Here is a 14,012-nt window from a genome sequence, read left to right as displayed (position 1 = left end):
TAATCAGGCTGATGACAACTTATATTTATAATTTTTTAATAGTTAGCCTGATTAAGTATACAAAGGGGACAATACTGTCCCCCTTTTTTTATCTGTTACTTATTGTTTATTACTACTGCAAAGTACGCCGAGGGCTATGTTTTTGACTTTGAATTGCGGTTACTTTTCTCAGTACTAGAACCAGCGCACAAGGCAGTAGCCAGCTGGCATTAGCTGAGTATAACGGGAGCCACTGTTTGAAGTTCGCATCAAGCGCTGTAGGTACAGTATCAAGAATACTGGCGGCATCTATGCTGCCGAAGATTAAAGCGACAGTAATGGCTGCAATGTAGGTGTTGCGGTACTGCTCTTGGCCTGGGTAGAACAAGGCGCAAAGGATCAAGGCGATCGCAACGGGGCAAAGTACCAGTATAGCCGGTAGGCTCAGAGCCAAAATTTGGTCGAGGCCAACATTGGCGATAAGCCCGGTTAGTAGAACAACAATCGTGGCCGTGCGACGGAAAGGAACTGCAAAGGCCTGCTGGTAATATTCGGTGCAGGCGTTGGTCAAACCGACGGTGGTTGTCAGGCAGGCCATGATAATAATGGCGGCCAGCAGTAGTTGCCCATACTCGCCAAAATGGTGGGCGACATAAAGGCTAAGCAGTTCACCGCCGTTGGTTGCCTCGTGGGCAATAGGGCTGGATGTCGCGCCGACATAACCCATCGCTAAATAGCATGCCCCCATCAATACGATATAAATCAGAGCCACTTTGAAGGTCGACTTGCCTACCGCTTTTTTGTCGGTTACGCCTTTGCTGTTAATCGCTTTGATGATCACCCAGCCAAAGCCGACTGCAGCGATGGCATCCATGGTCATGTAGCCTTGTACCAGTCCCTGAGTGAAGGCGAAATCAATGTATTCACCCTGAGGCGCGAGTGGTGCAGATAACGGGTTGATCACAGCGGTAACTGCCAATGTACAAAGCATGATGATTAATAGTGGCGTCATGATTTTGCCAATATAATCAACCAGTTTACCTGGGTGAAAAGCCAAAAGCAGGGTCAAGCTACAAAAGATAAGAGAGAAAAGTGGTAGCTGGTCGCTATCGACAAACGGATTAATCCCCATTTCATAAGCAACGGTTACGGCACGCGGCATGCTGAAGGCTGGACCTACTGCAGTCAGCAAGGCGACCCAAATCAAGGTAGCCAGCCAGGTTGGCAATGGGTTAGTTAGCTGCTTGCTGTCGCTAAGCCGACCGAAAACAATCAGGGTCAGAGCGGGTAAACCGACAGCGGTGATCAGAAAGCCAGCCATCGCTGGTAGAAGTTGTGTACCGGCTTCCAGGCCGAGAAAAGGTGGAAAAATGATGTTACCAGCGCCGAGAAACATGGCGAAGGTCATCAGCCCGATGGCAAGTGTATCGTTAGTTTTCATTGGACGAACCCTGTGTTTGCTTTTAATTCTTGGGACCGTCAGGGGCTGGGGGAAGATAGATATAAAGATATGTTGATTCTCCGTCAGCCTGGCTGACGGAAACAGCCGCCAGCCTAGATAACGATGACTAGGACGACGACAGAGACGACAGATTGTGTTGCACGCACAACCGCACGCTTGGCATTAGCCAGAACGTTTTTAGCAGCGGTTTGAGAGATAAGCGTTAGCATTGAGCTTTCCTAGTGAAACAACAAAAATGTCTTAGCAACGTGATGTCACTGGGTATACAACATATAAGCATTTTTTTGAGCTGTAAACACTAAAAGTAAAAAAAGTCATCATCCTGATTGATGGCTGAATACTCTACTTATCTATCTGTTTATCGATTCTCACTTATTCTTAACTTGGGCTAATTATCGAAGTTTTATCTCGCTTAAGGCTTGTTCTTATCTCGGGCTGGCTTTGGTTATCCAAAGGACTAAACGCCAAATTGTAGAAACCGCCCCTTGTAAATTAAGAGGCGGTTTTGTTGTTTTTTAGCGGCTTAATTTAGGATTATAGCTACTATTTTGCAGATATTGAGACTGTCGCTTTTCTACGCTGTGAAAGCGATGCATTAGCCAAGACGCTGAAAAGTAGTGTCGTCAAACAGGGTAGGAACCAGCTTGCATGGGCAGTGTAAAGCGGCATGTAATCAACCAACATTGCCTCCAATTGTGCAGGGATCAAACCGAGAATATGCAGGGTATCTACGGTGCCGAAAACCAGTGTGACCGAGACGGTAGCGACAAAGATATAACGCTGGTATGGCGATTTTTTCACCATTAATGCGGTGATAACTAACGCAATCGCAACAGGGCAAAGTACTAAGATGACAGGCAGGCTGATCGTTAGGATCTGATCAAGACCGAAGTTGGCAAGCAAGCCTGTTAGGGCACAAACGATAATTGCTGTGACAGAAAAAGGGGCATTGAATGTTTGCTGGTAGTACTCGGCACAGGCATTTGTCAGACCAACTGTAGTGGTCAGGCAAGCCATCACAATGATAACGGCAAGCAAGTACTGGCCGTAGATGCCAAACAGCTCTGCCACATAGCGGGTTAGGATCTCACCACCGTTAGTTGCATCGCTGGAGACAGCGGATGAGGTTGCACCAACATAAGCCATAGCCAAGTAGCAAGCTGACATCAGTGCAGCATAGATCAGCGTGACTTTTACCGTACTGGCAAATAAACCGTTAGTTGAAGAGGCTCCTCTGTCCTTGATGGTCTTGATGATCACCCAACCAAAGCCAACGGCAGCGATAGCATCCATGGTCATGTAACCTTGGATTAGCCCCTGGGTGACGGCTTGGTGCTGATAGTCGGCATTCGGTAGGGTCATTGGGCTGACTGGTGAGACAAAGGCCGTAACCGCGAGCACTGCCAGCAACAAAACCAGTAGTGGTGTCATTACTTTACCGATGTAATCGACCAATTTTCCACGTTGAAAAGTCAGCAGCAGCGTCGCCACCACGAATACCAGTGAAAAAGGCAGTAGCAGGTCATTTGAGGTAAATGGCGCTATACCCATCTCATAGGCAACAGTAACCGCGCGAGGCATACCAAATGCAGGCCCGATGGCAGTAAATAGCAATACCCAAAAGCTGGTAGCCATTGGTTTTGGCAAGGCGGCAGTGAGCTGCTGGCTATGGCTCAAGCGACCCATGACGATCAGCGTCAGGGCAGGTAGACCGACAGCGGTAACCAGAAAGCCAAGCATGGCGGGCAAATAGTGCGTGCCAGCTTGAAGGCCAAGAAAAGGCGGAAAGATGATGTTTCCGGCACCAAGAAACATCGCAAAAGTCATTAGGCCAATTGCCAAGGTGTTTTGTTTAGTCATTCGGACAAGTCCTCTGATATACATCAGTTTTTGTTATGGACCGTCAGAAAGGCTGAAGAAAAACAGGTAGGTTAAGACATTGCTCCCCGTCAGCCTGGCTGACGGGTGAATAGCCGCCAGCCTAGTTAATAATCACTAGAATAGCAGCAATAATATTACGCGATACGAATGTTCCGCCTGTAGTCATAACAGGTTTGCAAACTGGGCGTTGGCAAGTTGTCTGATTAGCGAAATGAAACACGGCGTTTTCCTGAACATAAGTATCGAAGTCATTTACAACATATAAATAAAAAACTGTGTTGTAAATACTTTGCAGGTAAAAATAATGCATTTTTCTGCATGATTAGATTCCCTGACTGTTTTGCGTTTCGAGTGTGGGTGTTCTGTCCGTTGCGTTTCGGAAGTTAGGGTGGGATAGTAGCGCTATTGAATTAGCGTGATGATTATTAAGGATTATTTATGTTAAAGGCGATACACCATGCCGCGATTATCTGCTCAGACTACTCAAGGTCGAGAGCCTTCTATGTCGATGTCTTGGGCATGAAAGTGTTGGCTGAGAATTATCGTGAAGCACGGGATTCATGGAAGTTGGACTTGCAGTTGCCCGATGGCAGCCAGGTTGAGTTGTTCTCTTTTCCTAATCCGCCTGCAAGGCCAAGTTTCCCTGAGGCGAGAGGGTTACGCCATTTGGCGTTTGTGGTCGATTCTGTTGAACAGGTTACTGATTATCTTGAATCAAGGGGAGTAGAAGTAGAGCCAATCCGGATCGATGAATATACAGGTAAGGCATTTACCTTTTTCCAAGATCCGGACGGGCTGCCGTTGGAGCTATATCAAGCTTAAGAGTGATTGGCTTAAGAAGCGCATCCAAATTAAGTGGGAGTGAATGTTAACTGAGGATACCGGTTAGCAAACCTGCAAACACCAAACTTGCCACACCGTAGAACCCGAACTCGATGCGGGATTCAACCAGGCTATTTTCGTTGGTGGGTTTGGCTGTCGCCATGGTAAAAAAGGAACCGCCTGCTAAGCCGAGAAGTAGTACGATCAAACCAAAGAGCGTACCTTCAATGAGATAAGTGAAATTCATAAACAGGCCTAATCCTTTGTGGCACGTGAAATGATATAGGGATAATACACATCTCATGCCATATGGCAAAGAATTATTATTTGTAAACCCTATAATAAACAGGGTTTTAGCTTGTTATGTTGTGCGCGTGAATGAATAGGCAGCAATACGCGTATTGCTGCCTGATTTATAACCGCCGCTCTGAGGGTAAAGTAGCCTGGTGGTTAATTAGCCTGGCGATTATTTAGTAAGGTCTGCCACCGGTTAGAAGTATGTCTCTACGAGCTTCGAGACCTGGAACTCTTCATCGGCAATACAGATGTATTTCCACTTATCAAATGTCAGGCATGGGTGAGAGGTAGAAAACGCAATCACATCGCCGACACGTAAATCGTGGCCTTCAGGTACCGTAACGAAAGTGTGCTGATCCATGATTGCAGTGGCTTCCAAACCGCTCACTTCAATCTGTTTGCCATTGCGGTAGCCCCGCTCTGGGATAGGCAGGCCGGCATCAAACGCTACATCACGCTTGCCAAGGCCGATCACTGCTTTGTTTGGCTCTGGACGTGAAATCACATACGCCCATACTTCCAGCGCCGATTCAAGATCACCACCCAAATCACAGGCATAGCCTTGGTTAGCTTGCGCCCTTGCCATGACATTATTTTGGGCATCCTGGTAGATCCCGGTATCGTGGATGAGGTAACAGCCCGGGCGGATAATCGCCAGTAGGTGCTGGCACTTGGCGAAGCTTTCAGCCACGACGTCATACCAAGCCGAGCCTGCACCCGTTACGATTGGGCTATCCAGCTTGATTAAGCCTTCTTCTTTTAGCTGTTCAACTGTGTGTACAGTGGTTGCCAAGAATTCACGGATGGCTTGCTCGGCATTTTCGCCATGGATCACCCCTTCATACACTTCAATGCCGGCTAGGCAAATCCCGTCTAGGTTATCGATATGTTGGGCCAGTGACACAACTTGCTGCTGAGTACGGCAGCCACAACGGCCACCTTTAACGCCAAATTCGATCAGCGCATGTACGGTAACGCCGGTACCAGCGAAGAACGCAGAGAGTTGCTCAGCATTCTCTTTGGAATCGACACAGCAGTAGAATGCCACGTCATGCTGGGATAGAAGGCGCTTGATGATTGCCATATTGGCTTTACCCACCAATTGGTTCGCCATCATGATCTGCTTGGCTCCGGCTGCCGCTGCCACTTCGGCATGCGGGGCCGTGGCGACTGTCAGGCCCCAAGCGCCAGCTTCAAGCTGCTGCTCAAAGAATGCGGGTGTCATGGTTGTTTTGCCGTGCGGTGACAGTTTGACGTTGTGGTGTTCTGCAAACTGTTGCATCCAGTTTAGGTTGTTATCAATCGACTGTTGCTTGATAACGGCTGCAGGCAGGCTGATCTCTTCGTTAATTAGGCTGTATTTTCCCTCCGTTTTTTCATCCACCCATATCCCTTTGGTACCTACGGGAAATTTTTTGTGATGAATATCTTGGTATTTACTAACATGCTTTTTATTTGCTTGGGTCATTTATTATTCTCCTAACATAGCCATCAGGGCTTGTTATTACTGCGTTTTAGCGTGGTGATAATATTATCGGTGTTAGAAAGTATCAAACATTACTGAGCGATTTGTGCTGTTTCTCACTGTTTTGAACCGGCCCTGAAATTACTATTTGCCCTGTCGAGAGAAAGGTGAAAGCCGTGACTATCGAAGTCGATATTGTTTCAAGAATTACTGAGCGCTTCTCGCAATTGCGGGATGCCGAGAAGAAAGTCGCCATGTTGGTGATTGATGATTTGGCCGCAGCATCGGGTTACAGCATTACTCAAATGGCAGAAGAAGCCGGAGTGAGTGAGGCAACCATTACCCGCTTTGCCAAAGCGGTTGGCTGTAAGAATGTGCGGGATCTGAAGCTGAAATTAGCCCAGTCACTAGCCATCGGTCAGCGGTTCATTCATGAGTCGCCGGATCAGTCGGGGATCCAAGGGGTTTATGAGTCGATCAAGAATGTGATCAACATAAACCGCAAAGTGGTGAACGAGCAGGATGTCGCTACTGCGGTAGATATGCTGCAGAACGCCCGGCAAATCTTGGCCATTGGTATGGGCGGTGGCTCAACCATGTTGTCGCAGGAACTGCAGTTTCGCTTGTTCCGCCTGGGCTACCCAGTAACGGCTTACAACGATGGCCTGTTGGCAAGAATGGTGGCTTCAACCGCCGATGCCAATGATGTGATGGTGGTGATTTCCGCGACCGGCTATACGCCAGAGGTGGTTGAGCCGGCATCGATTGCCAAGCAATACGGCTTGAAGGTGATAGCCATTACACCTAAAGAGTCACCACTGGCAGAAGTCAGTGATTTGGTTCTGCCGGTTGTCACCAAAGAGACCGATTTTATCTACAAACCGTCGGCATCACGTTACGCCATGATGGCGTTGATAGATGTGCTGTCGACAGAGTTGGCCTTGAGCCACAAACGCCGGACCCGCGATAAGCTGCGCCGCTTGAAGTTGGCACTAGACAGTCATCGTGGTGGAGAGGATAGACAGCCTCTCGGCGATTAACACAACCTGACCGGACAGTTCGGATTAACGGTTGTGCAGAATTAGCGTCATAAAGAAGGAAGTTTCATGCAGTTCGATACCGTTTTCCGAAATGTTCAAGTTGTTGATGGCTCGGGCAGTGAGCCTTACAACGCCGATGTTGCTATTACAGGGGATCGTATTGCAGCCATAGGGGATTTAGCAGGGTGTGAAGCCACACAGATCATCGATGGCCATGGTAAGGCGTTAGCGCCGGGTTTTATCGATGTTCATACCCATGATGATACCAATGTGATCCGCTATCCCGATTGTTTGCCAAAGATCAGCCAAGGTGTCACCAGTGTGATTGTTGGCAACTGTGGGATCAGTGCATCGCCAGCAACGTTGGCCGGTGACCCGCCGGATCCGATGAACCTGCTTGGCAAACAACAAGATTTCAAATACCCGACATTCGCTTCATATGCCAAGGCAGTCACTGCAGCAGAGCCTGCTGTCAATGTTGCTGCGCTGGTGGGCCATACCACACTGCGTAATAACGAGATGGATGATTTGTACCGTGCAGCGTCCAGCGATGAAATCGCAGCGATGAAAGCCAAGCTGCATGCTGCGATGGAGCAGGGGGCATTGGGGTTAAGTTCTGGCTTGGCATACGCCTCAGCCAAAGATGCCCCGACAGAAGAAGTGATGGCCCTTGCCGAAGAACTGGCAGAGTTTGACGGCATCTATACCACCCATATGCGCACTGAATTCGAGCAAATCCTTGAAGCGATGGAAGAGGCTTTTGCCACGGGTAAACATGGCAAGGTGCCAGTGGTAATTTCGCATCTCAAATGTGCAGGTGCAGGTAATTGGGGCCGTACCGTTGAGGTACTTAACCTGATGGAGAAAACTGCCAAGCACCAAGACGTGGCTTGTGATTGCTACCCGTACTCGGCGAGTTCATCGACGCTCGATCTTAAACAGGTTACCGACGAGATAGATATTTTCATTACTTGGTCAGATACCCACCCACAACACGCAGGGAAAATGCTCAAGCAAATTGCTGAAGATATGAACCTGCCCCTGATGGAGGCGGCCAAGCAACTTCAGCCAGCAGGCGCGGTTTACCACTGCATGGACGAAGCCGATGTCGAGCGAGTACTGAAGTACCGATTAACCATGGTTGGCTCTGATGGCCTGCCGAATGACCCACATCCGCACCCACGCTTGTGGGGCTCATTTCCAAGGGTTCTGGGCTATTACAGCCGTGAACGCCAGTTGTTCTCACTGGGACAGGCGATTCACAAAATGACAGGCATGTCGGCCAAGCGCTACTGCCTTAAAGACAGGGGAGAAATTCGCGAAGGGGCTTATGCCGATATCGTGATGTTTGACCCGAACACCATTATCGATGTTGCAAGTTTCGAAAATCCGATTGCAGCAGCGAAAGGGATTGACGTGGTTATGGTCAATGGCTGCATCAGTTATCAAAACGGGCAGGTGAGTACTAACCGCCATGGCCGTTTCTTATACCGTCATCAGGACTAAACCCCTGGGACAGCAAATTGAACTAAGTAACACAACGTTGGAGAAAGAAATTATGACTATCACACGCTACGGCATCGAAGGCGGTACAGGCACTGGCGGTCAGCACCTACCTTTTGCACGTGCAACTCAGGCGGGTGGTTTCCTGTATGTCTCTGGTCAAACACCAATGACAGACGGCGAAGTGGTTGAAGGTGGCATTGTTGATCAGTCTCGCCTGGCGATTCAGAACTGTGTCGACATTATGGAAGAAGCGGGCTACGGCCTAGAAGACGTAGTACACGTAAAAGTGGTACTGACTGACTCTCGTTACTTCCAGTCATTCAACAAAGTGTTTAAAGAGTTTTTCGGTGAGCACCCACCGGCACGTATCTGCATGGTATGTGACCTGGTTGTCGACGTAAAAGTTGAGGTGGATGTGACGTGCTACCGCGAAGATCGCCGTTAATTCAGGCATTATCTTCGGGCCCCGCATAAAACAATAAAGCCGCGGGGCCAGCTGAAGCCCAATTGACAAGCGATGCCACAACGGAAGTTGGCAGGCTATTACAGCTTAGATATAAAGAATTAGAGCCGAAAGGCCAAAGAAAAAAGGTTGGCAAAGTACCAACCTGAATAAAGCAAAATACTGAAATGACTCAGTAACTCATGGGGTAGTAAGTGATGAGACTATCCCCAAGCAAATAAAAGCAATGACGGATTATAAGAGGTATGGGATGAACAGTACACTCTTTCTCACCGGTTTCGGTGCGTATGTGGTTTTTTTAATCTGGTTAGGTTGGTTTGTATCGCGTAACCAGAAATCTGGCGAAGACTTTCTACTTGGAGGTCGTGGTCTTCCGCTGTTCTTGGTACTTGGTACCACGGTAGCCACCATGGTGGGTACAGGTTCGAGCATGGGGGCGGTTGGCTTTGGTTATGCCAACGGCTGGGCTGGCGCACTTTATGGTATTGGTGGTGCTCTGGGTATCCTGCTGCTCGCCTACTGGTTTGCTCCGGTGCGTAAGCTTAACTTCATGACCATGAGTGAAGAGCTGGCTTACTATGTCGGCGCCAACAAGGTTGTCAAAAATGTGGTGGGTATCCTTATCTTTACCGCTTCTATCGGTTGGTTGGGCGCACACATCCTAGGTGGTGGTATGTACCTGGCTTGGATTGCAGACATTGAGCTCAATACTGCCAAGATGATTATCGCCGCTGCGTTTACTATCTACGTCGTGATCGGTGGCTACACTGCGGTAGTTTGGACCGATACAATTCAGGCCGTGATCCTGTTTGCCGGTTTCATTCTGATGGCGGTACTGTCGGTTAACCACATCGGTGGCTTGGATAACCTTTATGCTGCGATGGAGCCTGCGTCTGTCAGCTTCCTTGGCTTGGAAAAACTGGGCATGATCCCGGGTATCTCACTGGCACTGGTTGTTGGTGTGGGTATCTTGGCAACGCCTTCTTTCCGCCAGCGTATTTACTCGGGTAAAGACGTACCGACTATCCGCCGCTCGTTTGTGATGTCAGGTGTACTGTACTTGTTCTTCTCTATCATCCCAGCGGTTATCGGTATGTCAGCACATGCGATTAACCCAGAACTGAACAACGCCAACTTTGCGTTCCCATATGTTGCAGCAACAGTGCTTCCAGTAGGTATCGGCATGATTGTTCTGATTGCAGGTCTGTCAGCAACCATGTCGAGTGCAAGTTCCGATGCGATTGCCGGTGTCTCTATCCTACTGCGTGATATCTACATCATGTTCACGGGTAAAGTCCCATCGAAAGACAAGATGGTTACCTATTCACGTATTGCTCTGGTTATCTGTATCGGTTTGGCACTGCTGTTCGCCCTGACTTCAAATGACATTATCAGCTACATCACCAAGATGATTTCTACAGTAATGTCAGGCATGTTCGTGTGCGGTATGCTGGGTCGCTTCTGGGGCCGCTACAACTGGCAAGGTGCATTGGCTACCTTGGCTGGTGCATCAGCAGCGTCGTTCTCTATCATGTTCAATGCTGACTGGACGGCATTCTGGGGCAACCCGGTTATCCCATCTGTCACAACAGCCTTGGTTGCCGGTGTGGTAGTTAGCTTGGTGACTCCAGCGAACAAGGTGTCTAAAGAAGAAGCGAAAGCCATCCTTGATGCCGAGCGTGCCGCGATGGAAAAGCCTGAAGAGCAAGGTATCGACGCTCAACCGGTTACCGCAAAATAATCTTCTAAAACTCGTCAAAATGCAGGCCTTTGTTGTGATGTAAGGCCTGCATCTTCAGTTACGCTTTAAATACAGTTCGAATAATTAGAAAGGTTGCAGTGTGAAAATTGCTTTTTTTGGTGAGTGCATGGTCGAGCTTAGCGGCCAACCGCTACAACGGACATTTGGTGGCGATACCTTAAATACGGCGCTTTACCTGTCACGTTTGGGCACTAGCCGTGATATCGCTGTCAGCTACGCAACCGCACTGGGTGTCGATAATATCAGCCAGGATATGCTCAGTGCCTGGCAGCAGGAAAATATTGATACTTCAATGGTGCGTAAGCTGGAAAATAAACTGCCGGGCCTTTATTTGGTGGAGACCGAGCCAAACGGTGAACGTCACTTCCATTATTGGCGCAACGACAGCGCGGCCAAATTCTATTTTGCAAGCGGGCTTACTCCGCTTGAGCAAGCGATCGAAAACCATGATTTTGATGCCCTTTATATCAGCGGGATCAGCTTGGCGATTTTGGCTGAAGATGCCAAAGCGACTTTGATTACCTTGCTGGATAAACACAAGGCTAAGGGCGGTAAAGTGTTGTTTGACAATAATTTCCGACCGCAACTCTGGACTTCAAAGCAAGCCCAATACTGGTATTCGCAAGTATTGCCATTTGTCGATATTGCCTTGATCACCGAAGACGATGATCACCTGGTGTGGGGAGAAACAAATATTGTTGACCGATGCCAGTCATTCGGTTGCCAGGAAGTCGTGATAAAACGGGGCAGCGAGCCATGTCTTGTGGTTAGCGAGCTGCAATCAGACCAGCCACATGAGTCTTACATTGCCGCAAACAAAGTAGATAAAGTGATTGATACCTGTGCTGCGGGCGATTCGTTTGCCGCAGGCTATTTAGCTGGGCGCTTAAGTGGAGGTACTGAAGCCGCAGCTGCCGAATTGGGCCACCAGTTAGCCTCTACTGTTATCCAGCATCCAGGGGCGATTATCCCGGTCGATGCAATGAAAGAATTAATGTAAATAGATTGATTGTAAATAGGAACATTGGAACATGTCTCAGCAGATCATCGAGAAACTAAAAGCCTTCAAAGTTATCCCTGTTATTCAAATTAACGATGTGTCACAGGCTGTGCCTCTGGCGAAAACGCTTGTAGAAAATGGCCTACCGGTTGCCGAGGTGACCTTCCGAACAGAAGCTGCTGCAGAAGCGATTCGCTTAATGCGCGAAGCCTACCCTGAGATGTGTATTGGCGCAGGTACGGTACTGAATTCTGAGCAAGTCGATCGCGCTAAAGAAGCGGGTTCTGAGTTTGTGGTAGCGCCGGGGTTGAACCTAAATACAGTTCGTTACTGCCAGCAGCAGGGGATCCCTATGGTACCGGGTGTGAATAACCCAAGCCAGGTTGAGCAGGCTCTGGAGATGGGGCTGACCTTCTTGAAGTTCTTCCCGGCTGAAGCTTCAGGCGGTATCAATATGGTCAAGTCACTGCTGGCGCCATACGTTGACGTTAGCTTTATGCCAACCGGTGGTATCGGCAAGGCAAACGTACGTGACTATTTAGCGATTGACCGTGTGATTTGTTGTGGTGGTACTTGGATGGTAGCGCCTAAGCTGATTGAAAACGGGGATTGGGAAGAAATCGGCCGTTTGGTACGCGAAGCGGTTGAGTTGGTAAACGGCTAGCAATAGACGATTACTCGCGTAAAAGCTCTCAATGTATAAAGCCCGCCAAAGGTGGGCTTTTTCTTTTCAACGGACTTAGCAAAAAAGGGCATTGAACTTGTGCTCAGAAAAGCATTTGATTGGATTCCATACGATTAAGGCCGCTTTTTTGGCTGGATGAGTTGGAATTTGTCCAGTTGAAGAAACTTCTTGTATTTTTGTTTGACTCATCCTAGAAAATCAGTAAATTACATCTCCGTACCGCAGCGGCACTGGCCGAAATTCAGCGGTAACAACAAAATTGATGGCGCGTTGGCAGAGTGGCTATGCAGCGGATTGCAAATCCGTGGACCTCGGTTCGACTCCGGGACGCGCCTCCATAATTTTGGTTCTGGTGCCTTTGGGCGGCAGCAACCAAACAAGCGGCCAAATAGTAATAGCTAAATAGGTACGTTTGAACAATTTGGCGCGTTGGCAGAGTGGCTATGCAGCGGATTGCAAATCCGTGGACCTCGGTTCGACTCCGGGACGCGCCTCCATTATTTCGGTTCTGGTGCCTTTGGGTGACAGCAACCAAACAAGCGACCTAATAGTAATAGCTAAATCGGTACGTTTGGACAGTTTGGCGCGTTGGCAGAGTGGCTATGCAGCGGATTGCAAATCCGTGGACCTCGGTTCGACTCCGGGACGCGCCTCCATTATTTCGGTTCTGGTGCCTTTGGGTGGCAGCAACCAAACAAGCGGCCTAATAGTCATAGCTACGTAGGTACGTTTGGACAATTTGGCGCGTTGGCAGAGTGGCTATGCAGCGGATTGCAAATCCGTGGACCTCGGTTCGACTCCGGGACGCGCCTCCATCATTTAAGGCCCAGCGGCAACGCTGGGCCTTTTTTGTTGTTTTTCACCCAGCCAGCTCGATAAAGTTATTCACGCCAAATAGGCAAATCAGCAAACCGCCTAGTAACTGCAAATAAAACGGGAAGGTAATGCTGTCATCGTCTTTAAATGCAAAGCCAGAAATGGCAAGCAAGCACTGGACAATCAAGCTACCGACAAACACAGCCCCGGCAAGTTGCATGGCAAACAGTAAGTCTACCTGCTCGGTGGAATGGCCGATAAATGCCGACAGCGCAATAATAGCAATCGGGTTGGCAAGCGTTAGGTAAAAGGCAGAACGAAAGCCCAGCTTCTTAGATGGACGGTGAACCTTAGCAAGGAGCTTGGTGTTTTTCATGGCATTGAACATCATATAGAAGCCCATGAAAATGAGTACCCAAGAAGACAGCAGGATGATTTGGTAGTGGTATTGATCGAGTTTACTGATTAATAGGCTGCCGGTTACGAAGCTCACCAACGCATAGCAATAATCAGCCAGCGCCGCACCCGCAGCACTGCGAACGGCTGCCATGTAGCCATGATGCATCCCATTATTAAGGACCAAAATGGCGATTGGCCCGACAGTCAATGACAAGATAATGCCGAACAGAATGGCTTTCATCACTTCCATAAATACCCCCCACTATTTAACCCACCGCGTTTGATTTGGTTATTGGAATTTCGGTGGTTTTATTTAAATCATAGTCAGAAATGGAAATGATGTGCTAGAAGAAACAATAAGATTTTTAGCAGTTTACAACGTATGAGACAGTCATGGTGAGATAGTACAGAAGGAGAGCAGCGTATGAATAACTC

At 48.6% G+C, this 14,012-nt stretch carries 12 protein-coding genes and 4 tRNA genes; 11 read left to right on the top strand and 5 right to left on the bottom strand.

Features of this window, described 5'->3' with window-relative positions:
• Positions 1 to 112: 112 nt before the first annotated feature.
• Both brnQ (ACXAD4_RS11960) and brnQ (ACXAD4_RS11955) read right to left on the bottom strand, forming a co-directional pair.
• Positions 113 to 1,420, bottom strand: coding sequence for a branched-chain amino acid transport system II carrier protein (gene brnQ / locus ACXAD4_RS11960; protein WP_475241593.1), 1,308 nt, complete (start codon positions 1,418 to 1,420; stop codon positions 113 to 115).
• Between the two features lie 564 nt (positions 1,421 to 1,984).
• Entirely contained in the window at positions 1,985 to 3,301 is a 1,317-nt protein-coding gene (brnQ, locus tag ACXAD4_RS11955) for a branched-chain amino acid transport system II carrier protein (RefSeq protein WP_475241591.1), read from the bottom strand.
• 459 nt (positions 3,302 to 3,760) lie between these two features.
• Here brnQ (ACXAD4_RS11955) and gloA2 point away from each other — a divergent pair, with 459 nt between their 5' ends.
• Complete coding sequence (gloA2, locus tag ACXAD4_RS11950; RefSeq protein WP_475241589.1) at positions 3,761 to 4,144, top strand: SMU1112c/YaeR family gloxylase I-like metalloprotein; 384 nt, start codon at positions 3,761 to 3,763, stop codon at positions 4,142 to 4,144.
• A 46-nt stretch (positions 4,145 to 4,190) separates the two neighbouring features.
• Here gloA2 and ACXAD4_RS11945 read toward each other — a convergent pair whose 3' ends face one another.
• Positions 4,191 to 4,391, bottom strand: coding sequence for a hypothetical protein (locus ACXAD4_RS11945; RefSeq protein WP_107299847.1), 201 nt, complete (start codon positions 4,389 to 4,391; stop codon positions 4,191 to 4,193).
• A gap of 243 nt (positions 4,392 to 4,634) precedes the next feature.
• Positions 4,635 to 5,909, bottom strand: coding sequence for an amino acid deaminase (locus tag ACXAD4_RS11940; RefSeq protein WP_475241586.1), 1,275 nt, complete (start codon positions 5,907 to 5,909; stop codon positions 4,635 to 4,637).
• 173 nt (positions 5,910 to 6,082) lie between these two features.
• On the opposite strand from ACXAD4_RS11940, the gene ACXAD4_RS11935 reads away from it, so the two are divergent.
• The 10 genes from ACXAD4_RS11935 to ACXAD4_RS11890 all read left to right on the top strand — a co-directional run bounded on the left by ACXAD4_RS11935 (position 6,083) and on the right by ACXAD4_RS11890 (position 13,177).
• Complete coding sequence (locus ACXAD4_RS11935; RefSeq protein WP_317521946.1) at positions 6,083 to 6,946, top strand: MurR/RpiR family transcriptional regulator; 864 nt, start codon at positions 6,083 to 6,085, stop codon at positions 6,944 to 6,946.
• 66 nt (positions 6,947 to 7,012) lie between these two features.
• Entirely contained in the window at positions 7,013 to 8,452 is a 1,440-nt protein-coding gene (locus tag ACXAD4_RS11930) for an N-acyl-D-amino-acid deacylase family protein (protein ID WP_475241584.1), read from the top strand.
• A 52-nt stretch (positions 8,453 to 8,504) separates the two neighbouring features.
• A complete protein-coding gene (locus tag ACXAD4_RS11925) occupies positions 8,505 to 8,897 on the top strand; it encodes a RidA family protein (protein ID WP_107299851.1) in 393 nt (130 codons plus the stop codon).
• A 268-nt stretch (positions 8,898 to 9,165) separates the two neighbouring features.
• Complete coding sequence (locus ACXAD4_RS11920) at positions 9,166 to 10,656, top strand: sodium:solute symporter family protein (protein ID WP_475241582.1); 1,491 nt, start codon at positions 9,166 to 9,168, stop codon at positions 10,654 to 10,656.
• Positions 10,657 to 10,783: 127 nt separating this feature from the next.
• Positions 10,784 to 11,677 carry a sugar kinase gene (locus ACXAD4_RS11915; RefSeq protein WP_475242766.1) on the top strand — a complete coding sequence of 298 codons (894 nt, stop codon included), beginning with the start codon at positions 10,784 to 10,786 and terminating at the stop codon, positions 11,675 to 11,677.
• 31 nt (positions 11,678 to 11,708) lie between these two features.
• Positions 11,709 to 12,341 (top strand): bifunctional 4-hydroxy-2-oxoglutarate aldolase/2-dehydro-3-deoxy-phosphogluconate aldolase, encoded by a 633-nt coding sequence (locus tag ACXAD4_RS11910; RefSeq protein ID WP_475241580.1) that lies wholly within the window; start codon positions 11,709 to 11,711, stop codon positions 12,339 to 12,341.
• Between the two features lie 285 nt (positions 12,342 to 12,626).
• Positions 12,627 to 12,700, top strand: a tRNA-Cys gene (locus ACXAD4_RS11905).
• Positions 12,701 to 12,785: 85 nt separating this feature from the next.
• A tRNA-Cys gene (locus ACXAD4_RS11900) sits at positions 12,786 to 12,859 on the top strand.
• 85 nt (positions 12,860 to 12,944) lie between these two features.
• Positions 12,945 to 13,018: transfer RNA gene (locus ACXAD4_RS11895), tRNA-Cys, on the top strand.
• Between the two features lie 85 nt (positions 13,019 to 13,103).
• Positions 13,104 to 13,177, top strand: a tRNA-Cys gene (locus ACXAD4_RS11890).
• A 44-nt stretch (positions 13,178 to 13,221) separates the two neighbouring features.
• Here ACXAD4_RS11890 and ACXAD4_RS11885 read toward each other — a convergent pair.
• A complete protein-coding gene (locus ACXAD4_RS11885) occupies positions 13,222 to 13,827 on the bottom strand; it encodes a LysE family transporter (RefSeq protein WP_475241578.1) in 606 nt (201 codons plus the stop codon).
• Positions 13,828 to 14,012 lie beyond the last annotated feature (185 nt).

The organism is Photobacterium sp. AWH4_225 (assembly GCF_056158405.1).
The sequence above is the reverse complement of the archived record's forward strand: the minus strand, read 5'-3'. Positions and strand labels throughout refer to the sequence as shown.

Coding starts and splice junctions, on each gene's coding strand:
- brnQ (WP_475241593.1), bottom strand. CDS start 1,420: ATGAAAACTAACGATACACTTGCCATCGGGCTGATGACCTTCGCCATG.
- brnQ (WP_475241591.1), bottom strand. CDS start 3,301: ATGACTAAACAAAACACCTTGGCAATTGGCCTAATGACTTTTGCGATG.
- gloA2 (WP_475241589.1), top strand. CDS start 3,761: ATGTTAAAGGCGATACACCATGCCGCGATTATCTGCTCAGACTACTCA.
- ACXAD4_RS11945 (WP_107299847.1), bottom strand. CDS start 4,391: ATGAATTTCACTTATCTCATTGAAGGTACGCTCTTTGGTTTGATCGTA.
- ACXAD4_RS11940 (WP_475241586.1), bottom strand. CDS start 5,909: ATGACCCAAGCAAATAAAAAGCATGTTAGTAAATACCAAGATATTCAT.
- ACXAD4_RS11930 (WP_475241584.1), top strand. CDS start 7,013: ATGCAGTTCGATACCGTTTTCCGAAATGTTCAAGTTGTTGATGGCTCG.
- ACXAD4_RS11925 (WP_107299851.1), top strand. CDS start 8,505: ATGACTATCACACGCTACGGCATCGAAGGCGGTACAGGCACTGGCGGT.
- ACXAD4_RS11920 (WP_475241582.1), top strand. CDS start 9,166: ATGAACAGTACACTCTTTCTCACCGGTTTCGGTGCGTATGTGGTTTTT.
- ACXAD4_RS11915 (WP_475242766.1), top strand. CDS start 10,784: ATGGTCGAGCTTAGCGGCCAACCGCTACAACGGACATTTGGTGGCGAT.
- ACXAD4_RS11910 (WP_475241580.1), top strand. CDS start 11,709: ATGTCTCAGCAGATCATCGAGAAACTAAAAGCCTTCAAAGTTATCCCT.
- ACXAD4_RS11885 (WP_475241578.1), bottom strand. CDS start 13,827: ATGGAAGTGATGAAAGCCATTCTGTTCGGCATTATCTTGTCATTGACT.